This window comes from Achromobacter sp. 10T422 (genome assembly GCF_056394065.1).
On sequence record NZ_JBFTHD010000003.1, the window covers coordinates 51,395 to 74,445 of the forward strand.

The window sequence follows — 23,051 nt, forward strand, 5'->3', positions numbered from 1 at the left end:
CGTGCAAAGAGTCACGGTCTTCCGGAAAAACCGGAAAACCAGAACTTAGACAGCCAGACGCTTACGGCCCTTGGCGCGACGGGCGTTCAGGATGGCGCGGCCAGCGCGGGTTTTCATGCGCACGCGAAAGCCATGGGTGCGCTTGCGGCGGGTAACGGAAGGTTGGTAGGTACGTTTCATGGACGATCCACAAAAAGAACAAAAGTCAGAAGGGACCTGCCCGGAGGGTTCCAGGTCGCGGATTCAGCAGCGGGTATCTAGTGAGCATTTTTGCAACATGTGCAAAAAACAACTCGTAGACGGGGCTCTGGACAAGGGATTTCTCCCCAGGCGACCTATTCAGCAAAGCTAAAAACCGGACAGTGCAGTAAGCGCCCCAACCAATGAAAGGAGGGGTCTTGCCACAACTCCGGCTAAGCTCTCTGTGAAACCTTCTGACAGACAGAATTCGGAAAAGCCCACCATTTCAGCAAGTTTTCCCTGTCTTGTCAAACAGTTAAGCCTGAGCAGTGTAGACGCTTATGTCCTACCCTGTGGATAACCCCAGCCCAGGCAAGGTAGAATCGAGGTTTGAATAAGAGCGACATGAAAGAATTCTGGCAGACCTGCGTCAGTCGTCTTGAGCAGGAACTCCCCCCCCAACAAATCAGCGCGTGGATACGACCGCTGGTCCCGCTTGCGTACGACGAAACGCAGGCGGTGCTGCGCGTTGCCGCGCCCAACCGCTTCAAGCTGGATTGGGTGCGTAAGAATTTTTCCCACCAGATTGAAGCGTTGGCCGCGGAGTGGTTCAAGCGACCAGTACAGGTGTTGTTCGAGTTGCCTTCTCATGGAGCCGCCCCGCGTATGCCGGTCGCGCCCGTGCGTGCGCCGCAGCCCGATCAGTCCCACCTGTCCGCTGCACAGCCCTCAGGCGGCGCGCCGCCCATGCAGGCCCCGGCTCCGGCCGCCCCACCCCCGCCCGCGACCACGGCGGCTGCCCAGGCGGTCAACGCCGACGCGGCCAACATCGTGTACGAGCGTTCGCGCCTGAATACGGATCTCACCTTCGAGAACTTCGTGACGGGTAAGGCGAACCAGCTCGCGCGCGCCGCGGCGCTGCAAGTGGCCGAGAACCCGGGCACGTCCTACAACCCGCTGTTCCTGTATGGCGGCGTGGGCCTGGGCAAGACTCACTTGATCCACGCCATCGGCAACGCCATGGTGGCGGCCGGCACGGGCGTACGCGTGCGCTATGTGCACGCCGACCAATACGTGTCCGATGTGGTGAAGGCGTACCAGCGCAAGGCGTTCGACGATTTCAAGCGCTACTACCATTCGCTGGACTTGCTGCTGATCGATGACATTCAGTTCTTCTCCGGCAAGAACCGCACGCAGGAAGAATTCTTCTACGCGTTCGAAGCGATGGTGGCCCAGCGCAAGCAGATCATCATCACCAGCGATACGTATCCGAAGGAACTGTCGGGCATCGACAGCCGCCTGATCTCGCGCTTTGACTCCGGCCTGACGGTGGCGATCGAGCCCCCCGAGCTGGAAATGCGCGTGGCGATTCTGCTGCGTAAAGCGGAATCCGAAGGCGTGCCCATGCCCGAGGAAGTGGCCTTCTTCATTGCCAAGCATCTGCGCAGCAACGTGCGCGAGCTGGAAGGCGCGTTGCGCAAGGTGCTTGCGTACGCCCGCTTCCACGGCCGCGATGTGCTGACGGTGGATGTCTGCAAGGAAGCCCTGAAGGACTTGCTGTCCGTGTCCAACGGCCAGATCACTGTGGAAAATATCCAGAAGACGGTTGCGGATTTCTACAAGATCAAGGTCGCCGACATGTACTCGAAACGCCGGCCCGCCAATATCGCATTGCCGCGCCAGGTCGCAATGTACCTGGCGAAGGAGCTGACGCAGAAAAGCCTGCCGGAAATCGGCGATTTGTTCGGGGGTCGTGATCACACCACCGTACTTCACGCCGTACGCAAGATTTCCGACGCCCGCGCAAAGCAAGCGGAGCTCAACCATACCCTGCACGTGTTGGAACAAACTCTAAAAGGATGAACATGCAACTCGTACAAACCACACGCGATGCATTGCTGAAACCGCTGTCGACTGTGGCGGGCATCGTCGAAAGACGCCATACCCTGCCCATTCTTGCGAACATCCTGATGCGCAAGGAAGGCAACAAGGTTGCCTTTATTGCGACCGACCTGGAAGTACAGATCACCACGCACGCCGACTTCGGCGTGGGCCAGGACAACGAGTCCACCACGGTTGCCGCGCGCAAGCTGCTCGACATCCTGAAAGCGCTGCCGGATACCGGCGACGTGCGTCTGGCGCTGGCCAGCAACAAGCTGTCGGTGCAGTCGGCCAAGAGCCGCTTTGCGTTGCAGACGCTGGCTGCCAGCGAGTTCCCCACCGTGGCTCAGCCCGAGCAGTGGGACGTCTCGCTCACCATGCCGCAACGCACGCTGCGCCATCTGTTCAACATGGTGCACTTCGCCATGGCGCAACAAGACATCCGTTACTACCTGAACGGCATGTTGCTGGTGTTTGAACCGGGCCGTGTGCGCGCCGTCGCCACCGATGGTCACCGCCTGGCGCATTGCTCGACGGAAGCTGACGGCATTGCCGAACGTCACGAAGTGATCGTGCCGCGCAAGACTGTGCTGGAAATGCAGCGCCTGCTGGAAGACTCCGATGAAGTGGTCTCCATTGATGTGGCGCCGGGCCAGATCCGTTTCCGTTTCGGCGACGTCGAGCTGGTGTCCAAGCTGGTCGAAGGCAAGTTCCCCGATTTCACGCGTGTGATTCCCACGAACTACACGCGCCACTTCATGGTGGGCCGCGAAGCGCTTCAAGGCAGCTTGCAGCGCGCCGCCATTTTGACGACCGACAAGTTCAAGGGTGTGCGCCTGCAACTGGCGCAGAACCAGATGAAGATTTCGTCTTCCAACGCCGAGCAAGAAGAGGCGCAGGAAGAAATCGACATCGACTATGGCCATGAAGCCCTGGACGTGGGCTTCAACGTGGGCTACCTGCTCGACGTGCTGGCCAACGTGAAGGTCGACAACATCCAGTGGTCGGTCATGCCCGACGCCAACGCGTCGGCGCTCATCACCCTGCCCGAAGACGACCAGTTCAAGTACGTCGTCATGCCCATGCGGATTTGATCCGCGCCCCACGCGTTTGTGGGTTTGTGCCGCTTGCGGGCCTGAGGGCTCGCGGGCGGTCCGGCCGCCAGGCCGTTCTTTAAAGCGTTATCGAACCAGACATGTCAGATCAGCAGAACACCACTCCCGAGACCAGCGGCTACGGCGCTGACTCGATCAAGATGCTCAAGGGGCTGGAGGCCGTGCGCAAGCGCCCCGGCATGTACATCGGCGACACGTCCGACGGCACAGGCTTGCACCACATGGTGTTTGAAGTCGTGGATAACGCCATCGACGAAGCCCTGGCCGGCCATTGCGACGACATCGTCGTCACCATCCACACCGACAACTCGATCTCGGTCACCGACAACGGCCGCGGTATCCCCACGGATATCCACAAGGACGACGAATTCCACCGCAGCGCGGCGGAAATCGTGATGACCGAACTGCACGCCGGCGGCAAGTTCGACCAGAACTCGTACAAGGTGTCTGGCGGCCTGCACGGCGTGGGCGTGTCTTGCGTGAACGCCCTGTCGGAATGGCTGCGCCTGACGATCCGCCGCAACGGCCAGGTCCACCAGATGGAATTCCGCCAAGGCGCGCGCGTGGCGCCCCTGGCCGTGACGGGCACGACGGACATGCGGGGCACGGAAGTGCGCTTCCTGGCCGACCCGGTCATCTTCAACAACATCGAATACCACTACGAGATTCTCTCCAAGCGCTTGCGCGAGCTCTCGTTCCTGAACAACGGCGTGAAGATCCGCCTGGTGGATCAGCGCCAGGGCAAGGAAGAGAACTTTGCGTTCTCGGGCGGCGTGAAGGGCTTTGTTGAATACATCAACCGCGCCAAGACCGTGCTGCACCCGAACGTGTTCTCGGTCAGCACCGAGTCGGCCGCAGGCGGTGTGTCGGTGGGCGTGGAAGTGGCGATGCAGTGGAACGACAGCTACAGCGAAAGCGTGCTGTGCTTCACCAACAACATCCCGCAGCGCGACGGCGGCTCGCACTTGACCGGCCTGCGCGCGGCGATGACCCGCATCATCAACAAGTACATTGCCGACAACGAATTGGCCAAGAAGGCCAAGGTTGAAACGTCTGGCGACGACATGCGCGAAGGCCTGGCCTGCGTGCTGTCGGTGAAGGTGCCCGAACCCAAGTTCAGCAGCCAGACCAAAGACAAGCTTGTGTCCAGCGAAGTGCGTCCGGCCGTTGAAGAAGCCGTGGCCCGCACGCTGGAATCCTGGCTGCTTGAAAACCCGAACGACGCCAAGGCGTTGTGCAACAAGATCGTTGAAGCAGCCCGCGCCCGCGAAGCCGCGCGCAAGGCCCGCGAAATGACGCGGCGCAAGAGCGTGCTGGAAGGCGCTGGCCTGCCCGGCAAGCTTGCCGACTGCCAAGAGAAAGACCCCGCGCTGTGCGAGCTGTACATCGTCGAGGGTGACTCCGCAGGCGGCTCGGCCAAGCAAGGCCGCGACCGCAAGTTCCAGGCCATCCTGCCGCTGCGCGGCAAGGTGCTGAACGTTGAGAAGGCGCGCTTTGACCGCCTGATCGCCAGCGAACAGATCGCCACGCTGATCACGGCGCTGGGCACCAGCATCGGCCCCGATTTCAACGTGGAAAAGCTGCGTTACCACCGCCTGATCATCATGACTGACGCGGACGTTGACGGCGCGCACATCCGCACCCTGCTGCTGACGCTGCTGTACCGCCAGATGCCCGAGCTGGTTCAGCGCGGCTATGTGTATATCGCCCAGCCGCCGCTGTACAAGGTGAAGGTTGGCCGCGAAGAACGCTATCTGAAGGACGACCAGGAAGAAGCGCAGTTCATGCTGCAACTGGCGCTGAAGGATGCCGAGATCATCTCGGGCGGCAACATCATCCGCGGCGAAGAACTTACCGATCTGGCCAGCCAGTACGTGGCGGCTGACGGCGTCATCGCGCGTTTGGCGAAGGTGTTCGACGTGGGCGCGCTGTCGGCCATGGCCGAAGGCGTTGAGATCAACCTGGAATCGGCCGAATCCACCGCCGACTCCGCCAAGCGCCTGGCTGATGCCATGCGTGACCCGGTCAGCGGCAACGGCGTGGAAGTGGTGCCGCAGTTTGATGAAGCCACCGAACGTCATCGCTTGTCCGTGCAGCGCATGCACCACGGCAACGTGCGCGTCAGCATCATCGACGCCGACTTCGTCAACGGTTCCGACTACGCCATTCTGTCCAAGGCCGCCAAGAGCTTCCTGGGCAAGGTGAGTTCGCGTTCGCTCGCCGCGCGTGGCGAAGGCGACAAGCGCAAGGAACAGACGGTGTCCGACTTCCGCGAAGCCATGCAATGGCTGCGCAGCGAAGCCGACCGCAGCATCTCGAAGCAGCGCTATAAGGGTCTGGGCGAAATGAACCCGGAACAGCTGTGGGAAACCACGATGGACCCGAAGGTGCGCCGTCTGCTGCGCGTGCAGATCGAAGACGCCATTGCGGCGGACGAAGTCTTCACGACGCTGATGGGCGACGACGTCGAACCGCGCCGCGCGTTCATCGAACGCAATGCGCTGTCGGCGGGCAATATCGACGCGTGATCAAGCCCATACGTGATCTCGTCAGAACGTAGATCGTTCTCGGGGATCTGATGGGTTGATAGGGCTGCTTCGGCAGCCCTTATTTTTTGTGGTTGCGTTTCCAAACGGCAAGGATGGGGTGATGGGTAATCGGGCGTGGCTCTATTTGCAGTCAGAAGACAAAGGGCATAGCCCTTCAGTGGAAATCGCCAGCGCCAATGGCAATTTTCCGACCCTGTGGCAGGTCTTGCTGGCGGGCGCAGCGGACGTAGAGGCGGATGTGTCGCAGCGTGTGTTCGGCGATGCGGAAACCGCGGGGCTGGCCGCGCGCGCGAACGACGCGCATGACCGCTTATGCGAGCTGGCGGCCTTCTTGCTGTCGCATGCGGCACACGACGATGCGCCCTACTGCTTGCAGCTGGATGCCGCCGCCACGTACCTGGCAGAAATGATCGACGCGCAAGCCGATGACACCGCCTTGTGGATCACGGCGAATCTGGACGAATTGGCGTGGCTGCATGAGGACGGCGCGGCGGCGTATGCCGCCCACGCACGCGCGCAGTGCAATCTGCGTTGGCAGCAGCTGCATGCCTGCATGGCAGCCGAAGACAGCGCGGGCATTTTGCGCTTGCTGGGCGTGCACGGCGTGGACGACGCGTCGGGCTGGGCGTGGCGCTTTGGTCTGGGTGGCTTGAGCCACCCTTACTTTGCCGAGCAGGAGCCGGTGCGCACCGTGCGCTACGAAGACTTCGTGACGCAGGACGGGGGCGAAGACGCCAGCGAAGACGACAACGAAGACGACAACGAAGGCGAAACAGAACGCCCCGACGGTACGCACCTTGGCGCCGGCCTGCACCGCTTTCTTGTGGACAAGTTGTGGGGCGTGCGTGTGGGCGCGGCCGACGATGGACGGATCGTGCTGGCGCCGCAGTTCGACACCATCTGGGCATTTGAAGACGGCGTTGCAACGGTGTTGAAAGGCGACAAGATCGGCTTGATCGACACGGATGGCCGCGAACTGATGCCGTGTGTGTTGGATGAAGCGTGGAGTTATGCACAGGGCCTGGTGATGGCGCGGGTCGGCGATCAGATCGGCTTTGTGGATAAGCAGGGAGCGTGGGCGATTGCCCCCCGATTTGAATCTGCGGGCGATTTTTCGCCGGGCGATCTGGCGCCCGCTTTTGATTCGGGCCAATGGGGGCTGATCGACCGGACAGGCGCGTGGGCCGTGCCGCCGTGTTGGGACGACATCAATTGGGATGACGCGTTGCACGCCTATGTGACTGAGCGCGACGCTTTGTGCGGATTGATCGACAAACATGGCCGTCAGGTGCTGGACGCGCAGTACGCGGCGTTTGCGCCGGTGGATACGGAAACCGACGCCGCGGATTTATGGGCGCAGGCACGCATGCGCGTGCGTGTCCTGACCGACGACGACAAACGCGGCATCCTCGACAGCCAGGGCAATGTGATCGTGCCTGTGGTCTATACCGATTTGGCAGACGTCATCTGGCTGCCGTCGGACGACCCCGCCGAGATTCCGCCGCCGCCTGCCGGTCAGGCGGGCCGCTACGTGCGCGTGCTGCGGTGTGTGGATCACGGCGAATGGGACGAATGGTTCCAAGGCGTCTACGACACGCAAGCAGGCCGTGAGGCGTTGCCCTGCGCGCAGCACATGCTGTTCGGTTTGAAGTGGGGCGCTGACTACGGCTGGCTGTGCGCGGTAGCGCCTGACGCACCCAGCGAGCACAGCGCGGACGGCCTGCACATCGGTATCGCAGATGCGCACGGCGTCTGGTTGCATGAGCCGGTCTATGCGTGGATCGGCGCGCCGGCGTCGTTGCGTACTGCGGATGGGGTGCATGGCGGGCCGCCGGCGATTGCTCAATGCTGGGCAGCAGGCTTGCCGGTCCAAGCGTTGCGGGCAGACACGGGCGCCGTCTGGTGGCTGTATGCGGATGGCCGGACCCGCGACGGCGGCTCAGGCCTCCCCGCCACACACCTGCTTGATCGTCTGCCTTAACCAGCGGTGCGCCGGGTCGCTGTCCAGCCGGGGCGGCCAGGCCTGCACGACTCTGACCGATGCCATCGGTATTGGCACGGCGAAGCCGCGCAGGGCCAGCCCCAAGCGCTCGATGCCCGGCATCAGGTGTTGCGGCATGGACGGCAGGATCATGTCGGAATCGGCCAGCGCGAAGATGGCGGCGTGGAAGGTGGGCGTGATCAACGCGACGCGCCGGGACAGGCCCAAGTCGCTCAGCGCCAGGTCCAAAGGGCCTTGCGCACGGCCGCGCCGCGAGACACTGATGTGCTCGTAGGCGACGAAACGTTCGGGCGTGATGTCGTCTTGAAAGATGGCGTGGCCGGCGCGTGCCAGGCCGCAGAAGGACGTTGTGAACAACGTCTGCACCTTGATGTCGGCGCCGAATTTCTGCGACGAGCCGATGTACAGGTCGGCGTCGCCCGCGAGCGCGTCGCTGTCATCTTTCGCTTCCGACAGAAAGCGCAACACGGCGTGAGGCGCGTCGCGGCGCAGCCGTTCGCGCAGGCGGCCGCCGTAGGCGCTGACGAACACGTCGTTGGACCGTAGCGTGAACACCCGCGTCAAGGAACCCAGGTCCACATCCTGGCTAAATGCAGAGATCACTGTCTGCGCCTGTTCCACCACACTGCGCACCTGGTCGCGCAGCGCCAGGGCGCGCGGCGTGGGCGCCAGCCCGCGGCCCGAACGCACCAGTACGGGATCGCCCACGGCCTCGCGGATGCGGGCCAGGGCGCGGCTCATGGCGGGTGTGCTCAGGTTGAGGCGGCGCGCTGCACCGGCGACGCTGCCTTCCTGGATCAGGACATCCAGTGTCAGCAGCATGTTGAGGTCTGGCGTAGTCATGCCGCCAAGCATAGCGCGGCTCTCCGGCCGAATCGGGCTGCCGGAGTTGCACGCCGTGCAATCGTGAGTTGCGCTGAACGGCATTCCCCACCGGGTCCGACGCCGCCAACAATGCCCCTTTAGCAGCGCTTGGGCGCCAGCCGGATAACAAAGGAGACACACATGGCATTAGACGTTCTGGAACTGCATCATCACGCGGTGCGCATGCCGCTTGCGAAGGTGGCGGCGATGGGTGCGTTCTATGGAGACGTGCTGGGCTTGGACACCGACAAGGGCCGCTGGGAAATCCCGGGCATTGCCGGGTACTTCCTGGACATGGGCAATGACTGTCAGATCCATCTGCTGGGCAGCGACGGCCCCTCGCCCTATTCCCAAGGGCCGGGCCGCGACCCTGTGGAAAACCATGTGGCGCTGGCGGTGCGGGACATTGCAGCGGCCGAAGCCGAACTCAAGCGTCAGGCGGTGGACTACTGGAAGTTGGACAACGTGGCGGCGCCCGAACTGATGCAGCTGTTCCTGCGCGATCCGGTGGGCAACTTGATCGAGCTGCATCAGATTGGCCGGTGCCGCTGCAAGCGCAGTGACCGCCTGTTTGCCGATGCGAAGGCCGCCGAGGGCGCGGCGCCGGCCCACACCGCCCCGCAAGACTGATGGCCCAGGGGATCAGTCATGTTCATTGATCTGAATGCGCTGGCGGGCCCTGCCCGCTACAAGCTGCTGACCGCAGCGATCGTGCCGCGTCCCATCGCGTGGATCGTGTCACGCGACGCGCGGGGGGCGACGAACGTGGCGCCCTTCTCGTTCTTCAACCTGATGTCGGGTGACCCGCCGCTGATCTGCGTGGGTATCGGGATGCGTGACGGCGCACCCAAGGACACCGCCCGCAATATCGCCGAGCGTGGCGAGTTCACCGTCAATCTGGTGTCGACCCGGCTGGCGGCCAGAATGAATGTGACGGCGGTGGATTTCCCGGCAGGCGTTGACGAATCGGCCGAGGCCGGTCTGGTGTTGTCCCCTTCCGAGCGTATCGGCGTGCCACGGGTAATGCAGTCGCCTGTTGCGTTCGAGTGCCGGGTGCATGAACTGCTGCGCATCGACGGCCGCAGCCTGGTGGTGGCCGACGTGGTGGCCATGCATGTGCAGGATGAGCTGGTGGCAGACCGCGACCATCTGTACCTGGATGGCCCGAAGATGGACCTGCTGGCCCGTCTGCATAACCCCGGCTGGTACAGCCGCCCGCAGCCCGCCTTTCAGATGCCGCAGCTGAACCTGGCGCAGTGGGAAGCCCTGAAGCAGTCTGGCGAAGCGGCGGGCTATCTTGAGCAGTCTTTCATATAGCAGGCGGGGACGCGGCGCCGTTCATCGCGCATGCCGCCTTTCTTGCCGGGCGCTTGTGCGTTACCGCGGCGCCCGCGCCTTCAGATCCGCCATCTCTTCATTCATCAGCTGATGCGCGTAGCGCGAGAACACGCTGACCAGCCGGGTGCGCGTGTGATACGGCGGGTACAGGAGCGCCACCGTCACCGGCACCGACGGGCTGAAGGGGCGGACCTCGACGCCGTTGGCCTCGTACTCTTCGCGCGCCGCAAGCGGGTTGATCAGCGCCACGCCCAGCCCGGCGCCCACCAGCGCGCACACCGATGAACCCAGCCCGGCTTCGGCCACCGTCTGACGCTCGACCTTTGCCGCCTTGAAGACGGCGTCGATCTTTTCGCGCAGCGGCGTGGCGCTGGGAAAGGCGATGAACGGTTCGCCGGCGAAGTCAGCGGGCTTCAGCTTTTTCAGTTTGGTCAGGCGATGCCCTTTGGGCAGCACCGCCACGCAGCTCATCGTCAACACCGGCTCGACCTGAATGCCGGGGCTGTCGCCCGACAGCATGGCCAGCCCCGTGTCGCAGAAGCCCGAGCTGATCCAGTTGTGCACCGCGCTGGCGTTGCCCGAGTGGATGGAGACCATCACGTCCGGGTACTCAGTCTTGAAGGCCGCGACGATGCGCGCCAGGATGCCGCCTGCCAACCGGGGCATGGCGGCCACGCTCAGGCGGCTGGCGCTGAACGAGCGGATGCTGGCTGCGGCGGACTCCAGGCCGGCCAGGCCGATGAAGGTCTTTTCAACCTCTTGGAAGAAGCGCGAGCCGTCCTGTGTGGGGCTCAGGCGGCTGCCATTGCGATCGAACAAGGGAAACTGGGTGATGGCTTCCAATTGCGCAATTAAGCGGCTAACGTGCGGCTGCGAGGTATGCACGCGCCGCGCGGCGGCCGTCATCGAGCCGGTCATCATGACGGCTCGGAAGGCCTCGATGTGTCTTAAGCCCATCCGTGGAATGGCCATATCAAATCCGTATAGAGGAATACCTGATTGGAACTGGATAAAACCATACTGCTAGTTGATACTTTTTGCCAGCCGCGGGGCTCATCGCGGGACGCGGCGGCCGCCAAAAAATCTGGCGCCGCTGATCGACATTACAAACACGCGCCGCACGCACGGCGCCAAGGGATTCAGATGAAAGCATTTGCCGCGATCTCGGTTGCCGCCACCTTGCTGGGCAGCGCCGCCACCGCCCACGCCGAAGGCCCCAGCCGCCTGGACAAGATCCGCGAAACGGGCGTGATCACCATCGGCCACCCCGAGACGTCCGTCCCCTTCGCCTACCTTGACGGCAACCAGAAGCCGGTCGGGTACACGGTCGAGATCTGCCAGGAAGTCGCCCAGTACGTGAAGGCCGCGCTGAAGCTGCCCAAGCTGGAAGTGCGCTACAACCCGACGACCTCGGCCACGCGCATCCCGCTGCTGGCCAACGGCACGATCGACCTGGAATGCGGCAACACCACCAATAACCTGGACCGCCACAAGCTGGTGTCGTTCGCGCCCACGACCTTCGTGGCGCAAGTGGTGCTGGTGGCGCGCAAGGACGGCGGCGTTGATCCCAACAACCTGGAATCGTTTCGCGGCAAGACCATCGCCGCCCAAGCCGGTGGCCAGACGTTCCGCCTGATCTCGGGCCTGAACGCCAAGGGCAACCTGGGCATCACGATGGCGCCGACGAAGGATACCGCCGAGACCATCCTGATGGTGGAATCGGGCCGTGCCGCCGGTTCGGCCAACGATGACGGCATCGCCTACGGCGCCGTGGCCTCGTCGAAGAACCCGGACGCGTTCGTGATCGGCAAGAAGGGCCTGGAAATGGCTCCCTACGGCATCATGGAACCCAAGGACGACCCCGCCTTCAAGAAGGTGGTGGACGACGCCGTGGTGGACCTGATCAAGACCGGCAAGGTCGCTGCCATCTACGACAAGTACTTCAATTCGCCGATTCCCCCGAAGCAGATCAACCTGAAGTATCCGATGAGCGACGCGCTCAAGCGCGCGCTGGCCAACCCGACCGATTCGGGTGACCCCAAGGTATACGAGTAAGCAGGTAGTCCGCGGGACGCCCAGTGCGTCCCGCGGCGGTTTTGGGGCAAGGCGCCGGGGCCGGCGCCGCCATCTAAGGCACAGGCATGAATTACAACTGGAGTTGGGGCGTCTTCCTGGAGATGTCGCCAGACGGCGTGCACACCTTCCTGCAGACGCTCCTGATCGGCGTGGGCTGGACGCTGGCGCTGGCGCTGACCGCGTGGGTCTTCTCTTTGCTGCTGGGGTCGTGGCTGGGCGTGATGCGCACGGCGCAGTCCCGGCTGATGAACGTCGTTGGCGCGACCTACGTCGAGATCTTCCGCAACATCCCGCTGCTGGTGCAGATGTTCCTGTGGTACTTCGTGCTGCCCGAGCTGCTGCCGCATGCCTGGGGTCTGGCGATGAAGCAGATGCCGCAACCGTGGGGGCAGTTCGTGCCTGCGGTGCTGTGCCTGGGGTTTTATGGATCGGCCCGCGTGGCTGAACAATTGCGCGCCGGCATCCAGTCCTTGCCGCGCGGCCAGTTCCAGGCGGGCACCGCGCTGGGGCTGACCGAGGTGCAGGTGTATCGCTACATCATCCTGCCCGAAGCGTTTCGCATCGTGCTGCCGCCGTTGACTTCCGAATTCATGGGCACCATCAAGTATTCCTCGGTGGCGCTGACGATCGGCCTGTTGGAACTGACCGGCCAGGCGCGCTCCATGCAGGAATTTAGCTTCCACATCTTCGAGGCGTTCTCCGCCGCGACGGTGATTTACCTGATCCTCAACGGCATCGTCGTGCTGGGTATGCGCCTGCTTGAACGCCATGTCGCTGTTCCCGGGCTGATCGGTTCAGCCGGCAAGAGCCGCTAGGGGAACGCCGTGGGTAAATTCGATTTCGATGTGATCTGGACCGCCCTGCCCTATCTGTTCCAGACGGGCATGACGTTCACGCTGACGCTGACGGTGCTGGCCGCTGTAATGGGCCTGGCGCTGGGCACGCTGCTTGCGATGATGCGCTTGTCGCGCTTCAAGATCCTGTCGGTGCCGGCGGGCATTTATGTGAACGTGATGCGGTCGATTCCGCTGTTGCTGGTGATCTTCTGGTTCTACTTCCTGGTGCCGTACATTGCGGCCTGGGTGGTGGGGTCGCCCACGCCCTTGCGCGTGGGGGCGTTCAATTCGGCGGTCATCACCTTCACGATGTTCGAGGCCGCGTACTTCTGCGAAATCATGCGCGCCGGCATCCAGTCGATTGCGCGCGGGCAGGTGTCGGCCAGCATGGCGATTGGTCTGAGCCCGTGGCAAGGCATGCGCTACGTGATCTTGCCGCAGGCGTTTCGCAACATGGTGCCCGCGCTGCTGACGCGCGTGATCATCCTGTTCCAGGACACCTCGTTGGTCTACGTGCTGTCACTGACGGACTTCCTGGGCGCGGCCTCCAAGATCGGCCAGCGCGATGGCCGGCTGGTGGAGCTCTACCTCTTTGTGGCGGTGGTGTATTTCGTGATCTGCTTCACGGCGTCCCGCCTGGTCAAACTGCTGGAAAAGCGCACCCGTGTGCTGCGATAGGGTTTAACGATGCAATTTTCTTCGACGCCTCCGATGATCGAGATCAAGCAGGTCAGCAAGTGGTACGGCGCCTTTCAGGTGCTGGATGAATGCACGACGACCGTCGGCAAAGGCGAGGTCGTGGTGGTGTGCGGGCCGTCCGGGTCCGGCAAGTCCACGCTGATCAAGACCGTGAACGCGCTGGAACCCTTTCAACAGGGCGACATCGTGGTCAACGGCATTTCGGTGGGCGACCCCCGCACCAATCTGCCCAAGCTGCGTGCGGTGGCCGGCATGGTGTTCCAGCACTTCGAGCTATTCCCGCATCTGTCCGTGACCGAGAACCTGTGCCTGGGTCAGGTCAAGGTGCTGCGCCGCAGTAAGGACGAAGCGCGCACGCGCGCGCTGGCGCTGCTGGAACGCGTGGGCCTGTCGGCGCACAAGGACAAGCATCCCGGCGAATTGTCGGGCGGCCAACAGCAGCGCGTGGCCATTGCGCGCGCGCTGTCGATGGACCCGGTGGTGATGCTGTTTGACGAACCGACGTCTGCGCTGGACCCCGAGATGGTCAACGAGGTGCTGGACGTCATGACCGACCTTGCCCGCGAGGGCATGACGATGATGGTGGTGACCCATGAAATGGGATTCGCCCGCCGCGTCGCCGACCGTGTGATCTTCATGGACGGCGGCAAGATTGTTGAAGACTGCGACAAAGACGCGTTCTTCGGCAATGTAGAGGAACGTGCTCCGCGCACGCGCCAATTTCTTTCCAAAATTTTGCAGCATTGAACGCCATGACCCAGCGGACTCCCGCCGACCACCCGACCAGCCCTGTCGACCTGCGCAGCGACACGGTCACCCATCCCACCGCGGCCATGTACGAGCGCATGCGCACCGCGCCCATTGGCGACGACGGGCTGGATGGCGACCCTTCCGTACGCGCGCTGGAAGCCCATGTGGCGGCCCGCCTGGGCAAGGAAGCGGGGCTGTTCGTGCCCAGCTGCACCATGGCCAACCTGCTGGCCGTGCTGGCGCAAACGCAGCGCAACGAACAGGTGGTGCTGGAATCGTCCGCCCACATGTACACGTCGGAACGCGGCGCTGCGACCTTTACGGGCCTGTTCTACCAGGGCGTGTCCGGCACCGATGGCGCGATGGACCTGAACCGGCTGGACGAAGCGCTCTTGTCCGGCGGCCACCGTTTGAAGACGTCGCTGGTGGCGATGGAAACGTCGCACAACAACGCCGGGGGCGCGGTCTTGCCGCTGGATCATATGCAGGCCGTGTACGGCATGGCGAACGCGGCGGGCATCCCCGTGCACCTGGACGGCGCGCGCCTGTTCAACGCCGCGGTGGCGCTGGGCGTGCCGGCCGTTGAGATCACGCAGTACGCCGACACGGTGTCGCTGTGCCTGTCCAAGGGCCTGAGCGCGCCGGTGGGTGCGGTGCTGGCGGGCAGCAAGACGGTAATCGCCCGCACGCGCACCTTGCGCCGCATGCTGGGCGGCACGCAGCGCCAGTCCGGCATCATGGCGGCGGCCGGCTTGGAAGGCGTGCAGACGATGACCGACCGGCTCGTCGAAGACCACGTGCGCGCGCGCCGCTTGAGCGACGGCATCAATGGCTTGGCGCCTGCGCTGTCGGCAACTGTGCCGCAGACCAACATCGTGCAGGTCGAGACCGCTAACACCGGCATGACGAACGCCCAGTGGGTGGCGGCGCTGCAAGCGGAAGGCTTGTTGACCCGTCCGTGGGGGCGCACGCGGCTGCGCTGCGTGACCCATCGGCACATCGACGATGACGACATCGATACCGCGGTGCAAGCGTTCGCCACGGTACTGAAAAAGCGTTGAGTTATCGCCGCCGGCAGGGGCCGGCGATGCGATAATGCCGGATGTCCACGACTACCCCTCTCACCCGTAAAGACTATTTCTGCGCCTTGGCGGTGGTGGTCATCTGGGGCCTGAATTTTGTTGTCATGAAGGTCGGCATGCGGGGCTTGTCTCCCATGATGCTGGGCGCACTCCGGTTCGCGCTGGCGGCCTTCCCCCTGATCCTGTTTGTGCGACGGCCACAGCTGCCGTGGCACTGGATCGCCGCCTACGGGCTGGTGCAGGGGCTGGGCCAATTCGGCCTGCTGTTCACCGCGTTGAAGTTCGGCATGCCGGCTGGCATGGCCTCGCTGGTGATCCAGACGCAGGCGTTCTTCACGTTGCTATTGGCTGCACCTGTGCTGGGCGAGCGGGCGCGCCGCCATCATTGGATCGGGCTGGGCGTGGCCGCGTTGGGGCTGGCGGTGATTGCCGGCGGACGCGGCGAAGGCCCTGGCCAGATGACGATGCTGGGCTTTGTGCTGACACTTGGCGGCGCGTTCATGTGGGCGGTGTCCAACCTGATCGTCCGGCTGGCCAGCCGCAAGGCGCCCGGCTACGACCCCTTCGCCTTCATCGCCTGGAGCAGCGCCGCGCCGGTTCTGCCGTTCCTGCTGCTGGCCGTGCTGATCGACGGCTGGGAGCCGGTGGTAGGCATGGTGACGGGTATGGGCTGGGGCGAGGCGCTGTCGGTGCTGTACCTGGCGGTGCTGGCGACGCTCTTGGCCTACACCTTGTGGACCCAGTTACTGACCCGCCACCCCGCGGCGAAGATCGCGCCGTTCTCGTTGCTGGTGCCCGTCGTGGGCCTGTGGGCGGCATCGGCGGCGTTTGGCGAAAGCTTGCAGCCCTTGCAATGGGTGGGCGCCGCCTGCGTGTTGGCGGGCCTGGTCGTCAATCAGGTGGGCGGGCGCTGGCTGCGCAGCCGCTGACCGTTGCCGTAGCGGCAGCTTCCCTGCTGCGCCCTGCTCTCGGCTGATGGGATTACGCCGTCCTGCCGAGGGCGGCCCATCCGCCTACACCTGCTCGAAGCGAATGTAACGCTTGTCGGTGTACTCCCGGCGCGTCGTGATTTCCGTGACCGATGCGCCCGGCGGGCCGCGCCGCAACCATTCCAGCATGTGATCCACCTGGTCGGGCGTGCCCTGCACCAGGGCCTCGACCGTGCCGTCCAGCAGATTCTGCACCCAACCCGTCACCCCCAGCATGTGAGCGCGCCTGACCGTGGCGTGGCGATATCCCACGCCTTGCACGGTGCCGCTGATGCTGACGAGGACAGTTTCGAAATGGGTGTCGGATTGCGGAGCTTGCTGAGGGTCTTGCATGAATTTTCCTTCGGATGATGCGCCGCCCGGCGCGATGTGCGTAGGCGGTAATGGCTACGGCGGATGGTCTATAGGCCCGGATGGCACCGAAGCGATACGTTAGAGCTCATGTCAAAACGTGCCAACGGGAACACCCGCTACTAGAGCTTGGAGAAGCCATTATGGAAGAGACCAGTTTGTTGTCGGAAGCTGAGACAGCGCGCTACAGGGATCAGGGGTACCTGGCCCTGAAGGACATGTGCCCGCAGGATGAAGTGGGATACATCCGGCGGACGTTGCTGGACCTGTTTGCGAACAAGACCGGCTACAACGAGGGCGCACAGTACGACTTTGTCAGCCGGGACGATCCGTCCAAGCCGGCCAAGTTTCCCAGCCTGCACGATCCGCGTCATTATGCCCCCGGTCTGTTGAAGACGGCCTATCACGAGCGCACGCTGGACCTGGCCCGCCAACTGTTGGGCGAAGAGGCGGCGCTGTATGGCGAACACGCCCTGCTCAAGCCCGGCCCGTTCGGCCCCGAGACGCCGTGGCACCAGGACGAGGCGTTCCGTTCGCCCGACTTTGTCTACAACGAGCTGAGCATTTGGCTGGCGCTGCAACCGGCTACCGTTGAAAACGGCTGCATGCAGTTCATCCCCGGGTCCAACAAGTGGGACGTGCTGGAGCATCGTTCGCCCGGCGGCGACAAGACCCTGCATCCGCTGGAATGCTGCGGCGATTTCGCGCGCGACCAGGCGGTGGCCGAACCGCTGGACCCGGGCGGCATCACCGTGCACGACGCCCGCACGCTGCACTTCACGGGGCCGAACACGTCGCCATCGCCGCGGCTGGCGTACATCCTGATCTACAACACGCCGCCCGTCTACAAGCCGGGACGCCGCGAATTCCCGTGGCTGGAGGGCCGCTGGACCGATAGCCAGACCCGCAAAAAGCAATGGCACAAGCGCGGCGGCCTGGCGGTGGATGTGATGCGCCGTTTGCCGGGCGCGCGGCTGACCAGCCCGCGCTGGGTGGCGTGGGCGACGATCCGCGCGGTCAGCAAGGTCTGGCCGCGATAGCTTGGGTGGACCGGGGCCGCAGAGCCCCGGTCAGAGAGGGGGGGGCGAACGGGGCCGGCAAGCAGCGCTTGCCGGCCTCGGCGCGTATACTGGGCGGCGCCGCAGGGTCTGTCACCCAGGCGTTGCGGCACAGCCGCCCGCAGCCGGCGGCTCCAGATTCTAAATTCTAAAAATACGAAACGCAGCTGGCGCACCTCTATCACTCCTCAGACCTCCCATGACCGCTAACCTTTCTACGATCACCTGCATCGAAGATTTGCGCGCCGTTGCGCAAAAGCGCGTGCCGCGCATGTTCTACGACTACGCCGATTCCGGCGCCTGGACGGAAGGCACGTACCGCGCCAATGAAAGCGATTTCCAGAAGATCAAGCTGCGTCAGCGCGTGGCGGTGAACATGGAAGGCCGGTCGTTGCGCACCACGATGGTGGGGCATGACGTGGTGATGCCGCTGGCGATTTCGCCCACGGGTCTGACCGGCATGCAGCATGCGGATGGCGAGATCCTGGCGGCCAAGGCTGCGGCGGATTTCGGCGTGCCGTTCACGCTGTCGACGATGAGCATCTGCTCGCTGGAAGACGTGGCCGAAGCCACGAAGAAGCCGTTCTGGTTCCAGCTCTACGTGATGCGCGACCGCGAATTCGTGGCCAACCTGATCGACCGCGCCAAGGCTGCTGGCTGCACCGCGCTGGTGTTGACGCTGGACTTGCAGATCCTGGGCCAACGCCACAAAGACATCAAGAACGGCCTGTCGACGCCGCCCAAGCCCACCATCCGCAACCTGATCAACCTGGCGACCAAACCGCGCTGGTGCATGGGCATGCTGGGCACCAAGCGCCGCACCTTCGGCAACATCGTCGGCCACGCCAAGGGCGTGAGCGACCTGTCGTCGCTGTCGGCCTGGACGGCCGAACAGTTCGACCCGCGCTTGAGCTGGGACGACGTGGAATGGATCAAGCAGCGCTGGGGCGGCAAGCTCATCATCAAGGGCATCCTGGATGTGGAAGACGCGCAGCTGGCCGCCAATAGCGGCGCGGATGCGCTCATCGTCAGCAACCACGGCGGGCGTCAGCTGGACGGCGCCATGTCGTCGATTGCCGCGCTGCCGTCGATTGCCGATGCGGTGGGCTCGAAGATCGAAGTCTGGATGGACGGCGGCATCCGTTCCGGCCAAGACATCCTGAAGGCCGTGGCGCTGGGCGCGCGCGGCACGATGATCGGCCGCGCTTTCCTGTACGGCCTGGGCGCCTACGGCCAAGCGGGCGTGACCCGCGCGCTGGAGCTGCTCTACAAGGAAATGGACACGACGATGGCCCTGTGCGGCCGCCGCTCGATCGAGCCGGGCGACCGCAGCATTTTGCTGCCGGGCACGTATCCGAACTGATCGGTCAGGGCGGCGAACGTGACACGTTGCCGCCCCTCTACCGCCATCCCCCCAATTACCCCCCGTTGCCCGCGCCCAAATACTGACTGGGCCGCCGCAACGCTGGATCAAACGGATTGATCTGCGCGCCGACCGCATCGGCCTCACGGCGCAGCATTTCCACGATCAACGGCAGGCGTTCGTCGTTGATGCGTTCGATGGGGGCGGCGACGCTTAGCGCCGCCACTGTCACGCCGTTGGGGTCATACACCGGTACCGCCAGCCCCGCGATATTCGGGAACACGCCCTGCCCCTGGCTGCGCGCGTATTGCAGTTCCTGGCATTCCTTGATGCGCACGCGCATCGAGATCTCGTCCACGAAACCCAGATGATGCAGCCGCGGAATGTTGAAGCGGATCACTTCTTCGCGCTCGGCTTCCGGCAGGCTCGCCAACAGCACCAGGCCGCCCTGGCCCATGCCCAGCGGCACCCGCCCGCCAATGTCGCCCGTATGCGAACGCACGGGAAACGCGCCGTCTACGCGGTCCACGCAGACTGCATCGAAACCGCTGCGCACCAGCAGAAAAATCGTGTCGTTCAACATGCCTGACAAACGCAGCATGGCCGGCCGGTACAACGATCGCAGGCTCGACTGGTGCGTGCCGGCCGCCGCCGCCAGCGAGAAGAACGCCACGCTCAACTGGTAGCCCTTGCTTTGCGCGGGCTGCTCGACCACGCCTTCCTGCATCAGCCCTTGCAGCACGCGGTGCACCGTGGCTTGCGCCTGGCCGGTGCGCGCGGCGATATCGGTCAGGCGCAGCTTTTCTCCTTTCGCGTCAGCCAGCACGCGCAGCACGGCAAAGGCCCGCTGCAACACGCCCTGGCCACCGGAATCTTCTGCTGTTTCTGATTTCTTCATTCTTTGGTTCCGATAATCAAAATTACTGGATGTATTTTTATCAGGAAATTCAGCTAGATGGAATTAATAGTTAAAAAATTCGATTCTTCGGAAAACCCTAATTGACCCCGGCTTTTGGCAAATCCTAGACTGCCCCATCAATAAGCCGCTACGCGCGGCGCAACGCCCGCACCGGGCGACGGGGTTTGGAAAATGTCATTTCTGCGGCTGGACAACGTCTCCAAGAACTATGGCGACCTGCGCGTCGTTTCCGATCTGAGCCTGACAGTGGAACAAGGGGAGTTTGTCTCGCTGCTGGGGCCATCCGGTTGCGGCAAGACCACCACCTTGCAGATGATTGCCGGCTTTGCCGACGTCACCCGCGGCACCATCACGCTGGATGGGCGCGACATCACCCACGCCAAGCCCAACACGCGCGGGCTGGGCATCGTGTTCCAGAGCTATGCGCTGTTTCCGCACCTGACGGTTGCCGACAACGTGGCCTTCGGGCTGAAGATGCGCAAGGTGGACCGCGCGGAACGCCAGGAGCGCGTACGGGAAGCGCTGGCGCTGGTGAAGCTGGACAAGCACGCCGACCGCTTTCCGCGTGAACTCTCCGGCGGGCAGCGCCAACGCGTGGCGCTGTCGCGCGCGCTGGTCATCCGCCCGCCCGTGCTGCTGCTGGACGAGCCGCTGTCCAACCTGGACGCCAAGCTGCGCGAAGACATGCAGTTCGAGCTGCGCAGCATCCAGAAGAAGATCGGCACCACCACCGTCATGGTCACGCATGACCAGGCCGAAGCGCTGTCCATCAGCGACCGCGTCGTGGTCATGCAGGATGGCCGCGCCACTCAGGTCGATGCGCCGTTTCGCATGTACGAACATCCGCAAACCGAATTCATCTCGCGCTTTGTGGGCAAGACCAATCTGCTGCCGGGTCGCGTCACGCGTTGCGGTGCGCAGGCCGAAATCGAAACCGGCGCGCTGCGTGTCGTGGTGGATGGCGAAGGCTTGCGCCATGGCGACACCGTGCAGTTGTCGCTGCGCCCCGAGAAGCTCGTGCCCGTGCCGGCTGGCCAGGGCAAGCTGGCCTGTGTGGTCAACACGCGCTACTTCCTGGGCAGCCAGTGGATGTACGACCTGGATTCGCCTGTGGGGGCGCTGACCATCCTGACGCCCAACGACGGCCGCCGCCCGCACGACGATGGCGAAACCATCGGCCTGGACTGGGCAGAAGGTGTGTTGCGCGTGCTGCGCGCGCCCGGCGCGCCAGACGTCAGCCCTGCGCAGAACGTCCATGGCGCACATGGCGCCCATGCCGCGCAAGACGTTCACGGGGCCTGACATGGCGACACTGACTCAAGCCGCCGCCGGCCCCAAGCCGCGCAACGACGGCACGCTCGCCATCCTGGGTTCGCTGCCGCTGGCCATTGTTTTTTTGACGCTGGTGCTGACGCCGCTGGCGTTGACCTTCGTGCTGTCGTTCCGCCCCTTCGACTACAGCGCGGGCATCTTGCCGGGCCATACGTTCGAACACTATCTGGCGGTGGTCACCGACAGCTACTTCCTGGAAATCTTCTGGCGCACGTTCTGGATCGCGGGCGTCACCACGCTGATCTGCGTGCTGATCGGCGCACCCGAAGCCTACATCCTGTCGCGCATGGGCAAGCCCTGGCGCTCCATCTTCCTGCTGGTCGTGCTGTCGCCGTTGTTGATCTCGCTGGTGGTGCGCGCCTTTGGCTGGAGCATGCTGCTGGGGCCTGGCGGCGCCATTGGCAAAGCTGCTGCGGCGTTGGGGATGGGGCCGCTGCTTTACACGCCCACCGCCGTCATCATCGGCCTGGTGCACGTGATGCTGCCCTTCATGGTGATCCCGGTTTGGACCTCGCTGCAAAAGCTCGACCCCACTGTTGAACACGCCGCGCTGTCGCTGAACGCCTCGCGCTTTCAGACGCTGACGCGCATCGTGCTGCCGCAGGCGATGCCGGGCATCTTGTCGGGCAGCCTGATCGTGTTCGGCTTGTCGGCCAGCTCGTTCGCCATTCCCGCGCTGTTGGGCGGACGCCGTCTGAAGATGGTGGCCACCGTCGTGTACGACGAATTCCTGACCGAGCTCAACTGGCCGCTGGGCGCGGCCATCGCGATCGTGCTGCTGGTGGTCAACGTGATCATCATGATGGCGTACAACCGCGTCGTTGAACGCTCTTACCGCCGCAGCCTCGGCTAGCCCGCAAAGGAATTCAACATGCAGAAGAACGGTCCTTTCGCGCTGGCGTTCAACTTCCTGGTGGTGGCGTTCGTGCTGGCGCCGCTGGTCATCGTGTGCCTCGTGGCGTTCACGCCCGACACCACATTGACGGTGCCGACAACGAGCTTTTCGCTGCGCTGGTTCCGCGCCGTGTTCGACCACCCCAACTTCATGCAGGCCTTTCAGAACAGCCTGTGGCTGGCGTTTCTGTCGGCCACCATCGCAGTGTGCCTGGCGGTGCCAGCGGCCATCGCCATCACGCGTTACCGCTTTCCGGGCCGCGACGTGTTGAACGGTTTGTTCCTGTCGCCGCTGATGATCCCGCATCTGGTGCTGGGCGTGGCGCTGCTGCGCTTCTTTGCGCTGATGGGCATGGCGGGCAGTTTCCCGTGGCTTGTCGCCGCGCACGTGGTCGTCATCACGCCGTATGTGATGCGGCTGGTGATAGGCGCGCTGGTTGGCTTTGACCGCTCCATCGAACACGCCGCGCTGTCGCTCGGCGCCAGCCGCGCCACGGTGTTCTTCCAGGTGACGCTGCCGCTGATCATTCCCGGCGTGTCGGGCGGCTGGCTGCTGGCATTCATCAACAGCTTTGACGAGCTGACGATGTCGGTGTTCATCACCGCGCCGTCCACCATCACGCTGCCCGTGCGCATGTACATGTACGCCACTGAATCCATCGACCCGATGATGGCCGCCGTGTCCGCCTTGGTCATCGGCCTGACCGCCGTCACCATGCTGCTGCTGGACCGCGTGTACGGACTGGACCGCGTTCTGGTGGGCCAGAAATGAT

Annotated in this window: 22 protein-coding genes; 17 read left to right on the forward strand and 5 right to left on the reverse strand. The window is 63.9% G+C overall.

The window, feature by feature from the left end; genetic code table 11:
• Positions 1-45: 45 nt before the first annotated feature.
• Positions 46-180, reverse strand: a complete 135-nt coding sequence (gene rpmH, locus AC1DB0_RS07870) for a 50S ribosomal protein L34 (protein WP_003816025.1) — start codon at positions 178-180, stop codon at positions 46-48.
• A 405-nt stretch (positions 181-585) separates the two neighbouring features.
• Here rpmH and dnaA point away from each other — a divergent pair, with 405 nt between their 5' ends.
• The 4 genes from dnaA to AC1DB0_RS07890 all read left to right on the forward strand — a co-directional run bounded on the left by dnaA (position 586) and on the right by AC1DB0_RS07890 (position 7,706).
• Complete coding sequence (dnaA, locus tag AC1DB0_RS07875; protein WP_054420899.1) at positions 586-2,043, forward strand: chromosomal replication initiator protein DnaA; 1,458 nt, start codon at positions 586-588, stop codon at positions 2,041-2,043.
• Positions 2,044-2,045: 2 nt separating this feature from the next.
• Positions 2,046-3,155: a DNA polymerase III subunit beta gene (gene dnaN / locus AC1DB0_RS07880; protein ID WP_006227714.1), complete on the forward strand. Its 1,110-nt coding sequence runs from the start codon at positions 2,046-2,048 to the stop codon at positions 3,153-3,155.
• A gap of 101 nt (positions 3,156-3,256) precedes the next feature.
• Positions 3,257-5,704, forward strand: a complete 2,448-nt coding sequence (gene gyrB, locus AC1DB0_RS07885) for a DNA topoisomerase (ATP-hydrolyzing) subunit B (protein WP_054420900.1) — start codon at positions 3,257-3,259, stop codon at positions 5,702-5,704.
• 178 nt (positions 5,705-5,882) lie between these two features.
• On the forward strand, positions 5,883-7,706 hold the full coding sequence (locus tag AC1DB0_RS07890; RefSeq protein ID WP_476757323.1) for a WG repeat-containing protein: 1,824 nt from the start codon (positions 5,883-5,885) through the stop codon (positions 7,704-7,706).
• Here AC1DB0_RS07890 and AC1DB0_RS07895 read toward each other — a convergent pair.
• A complete protein-coding gene (locus tag AC1DB0_RS07895) occupies positions 7,665-8,570 on the reverse strand; it encodes a LysR family transcriptional regulator (RefSeq protein ID WP_441372481.1) in 906 nt (301 codons plus the stop codon). The genes AC1DB0_RS07890 and AC1DB0_RS07895 overlap by 42 nt on opposite strands.
• Positions 8,571-8,732: 162 nt before the next feature.
• On the opposite strand from AC1DB0_RS07895, the gene AC1DB0_RS07900 reads away from it, so the two are divergent.
• Together AC1DB0_RS07900 and AC1DB0_RS07905 are read left to right on the forward strand one after the other, a co-directional pair.
• Positions 8,733-9,221: a VOC family protein gene (locus AC1DB0_RS07900; RefSeq protein WP_342067523.1), complete on the forward strand. Its 489-nt coding sequence runs from the start codon at positions 8,733-8,735 to the stop codon at positions 9,219-9,221.
• 18 nt (positions 9,222-9,239) lie between these two features.
• Complete coding sequence (locus AC1DB0_RS07905) at positions 9,240-9,908, forward strand: flavin reductase family protein (protein WP_441372483.1); 669 nt, start codon at positions 9,240-9,242, stop codon at positions 9,906-9,908.
• 60 nt (positions 9,909-9,968) lie between these two features.
• On the opposite strand, the gene AC1DB0_RS07910 is transcribed toward AC1DB0_RS07905, so the two are convergent.
• Positions 9,969-10,901 (reverse strand): LysR substrate-binding domain-containing protein, encoded by a 933-nt coding sequence (locus AC1DB0_RS07910; protein ID WP_175170450.1) that lies wholly within the window; start codon positions 10,899-10,901, stop codon positions 9,969-9,971.
• A 171-nt stretch (positions 10,902-11,072) separates the two neighbouring features.
• Between AC1DB0_RS07910 and AC1DB0_RS07915 the strand changes: the two genes are divergently transcribed.
• The 6 genes from AC1DB0_RS07915 to AC1DB0_RS07940 all read left to right on the forward strand — a co-directional run bounded on the left by AC1DB0_RS07915 (position 11,073) and on the right by AC1DB0_RS07940 (position 16,301).
• Positions 11,073-11,984 carry an amino acid ABC transporter substrate-binding protein gene (locus AC1DB0_RS07915; protein WP_175170451.1) on the forward strand — a complete coding sequence of 304 codons (912 nt, stop codon included), beginning with the start codon at positions 11,073-11,075 and terminating at the stop codon, positions 11,982-11,984.
• An 86-nt stretch (positions 11,985-12,070) separates the two neighbouring features.
• Entirely contained in the window at positions 12,071-12,820 is a 750-nt protein-coding gene (locus AC1DB0_RS07920) for an amino acid ABC transporter permease (RefSeq protein WP_054420906.1), read from the forward strand.
• A gap of 9 nt (positions 12,821-12,829) precedes the next feature.
• Positions 12,830-13,519, forward strand: a complete 690-nt coding sequence (locus tag AC1DB0_RS07925; RefSeq protein WP_054420907.1) for an amino acid ABC transporter permease — start codon at positions 12,830-12,832, stop codon at positions 13,517-13,519.
• Positions 13,520-13,552: 33 nt separating this feature from the next.
• Entirely contained in the window at positions 13,553-14,287 is a 735-nt protein-coding gene (locus tag AC1DB0_RS07930) for an amino acid ABC transporter ATP-binding protein (protein ID WP_175170517.1), read from the forward strand.
• 5 nt (positions 14,288-14,292) lie between these two features.
• Positions 14,293-15,351 carry a threonine aldolase family protein gene (locus tag AC1DB0_RS07935; protein ID WP_476757324.1) on the forward strand — a complete coding sequence of 353 codons (1,059 nt, stop codon included), beginning with the start codon at positions 14,293-14,295 and terminating at the stop codon, positions 15,349-15,351.
• A 41-nt stretch (positions 15,352-15,392) separates the two neighbouring features.
• On the forward strand, positions 15,393-16,301 hold the full coding sequence (locus AC1DB0_RS07940) for an EamA family transporter (RefSeq protein WP_054420909.1): 909 nt from the start codon (positions 15,393-15,395) through the stop codon (positions 16,299-16,301).
• Between the two features lie 84 nt (positions 16,302-16,385).
• Here the strand turns inward: AC1DB0_RS07940 and AC1DB0_RS07945 are convergent, their stop codons facing one another.
• Positions 16,386-16,694: an acylphosphatase gene (locus AC1DB0_RS07945; RefSeq protein ID WP_054420910.1), complete on the reverse strand. Its 309-nt coding sequence runs from the start codon at positions 16,692-16,694 to the stop codon at positions 16,386-16,388.
• Between the two features lie 161 nt (positions 16,695-16,855).
• Between AC1DB0_RS07945 and AC1DB0_RS07950 the strand changes: the two genes are divergently transcribed.
• Positions 16,856-17,752, forward strand: coding sequence for a phytanoyl-CoA dioxygenase family protein (locus AC1DB0_RS07950; protein ID WP_054420911.1), 897 nt, complete (start codon positions 16,856-16,858; stop codon positions 17,750-17,752).
• A gap of 217 nt (positions 17,753-17,969) precedes the next feature.
• Positions 17,970-19,133 carry an alpha-hydroxy acid oxidase gene (locus AC1DB0_RS07955; RefSeq protein WP_054420912.1) on the forward strand — a complete coding sequence of 388 codons (1,164 nt, stop codon included), beginning with the start codon at positions 17,970-17,972 and terminating at the stop codon, positions 19,131-19,133.
• Positions 19,134-19,188: 55 nt separating this feature from the next.
• On the opposite strand, the gene AC1DB0_RS07960 is transcribed toward AC1DB0_RS07955, so the two are convergent.
• Positions 19,189-20,031 (reverse strand): IclR family transcriptional regulator, encoded by an 843-nt coding sequence (locus AC1DB0_RS07960; protein WP_054420913.1) that lies wholly within the window; start codon positions 20,029-20,031, stop codon positions 19,189-19,191.
• Positions 20,032-20,223: 192 nt separating this feature from the next.
• Here AC1DB0_RS07960 and AC1DB0_RS07965 point away from each other — a divergent pair, with 192 nt between their 5' ends.
• Genes AC1DB0_RS07965 through AC1DB0_RS07975 form a run of 3 tightly spaced genes read left to right on the forward strand, consistent with a single transcriptional unit; the run spans position 20,224 to position 23,050 of the window.
• Positions 20,224-21,354: an ABC transporter ATP-binding protein gene (locus tag AC1DB0_RS07965; protein ID WP_441372485.1), complete on the forward strand. Its 1,131-nt coding sequence runs from the start codon at positions 20,224-20,226 to the stop codon at positions 21,352-21,354.
• 1 nt (position 21,355) lies between these two features.
• Positions 21,356-22,237 carry an ABC transporter permease gene (locus AC1DB0_RS07970; protein WP_054421372.1) on the forward strand — a complete coding sequence of 294 codons (882 nt, stop codon included), beginning with the start codon at positions 21,356-21,358 and terminating at the stop codon, positions 22,235-22,237.
• A gap of 18 nt (positions 22,238-22,255) precedes the next feature.
• Positions 22,256-23,050, forward strand: coding sequence for an ABC transporter permease (locus tag AC1DB0_RS07975; RefSeq protein ID WP_054420915.1), 795 nt, complete (start codon positions 22,256-22,258; stop codon positions 23,048-23,050).
• Position 23,051 lies beyond the last annotated feature (1 nt).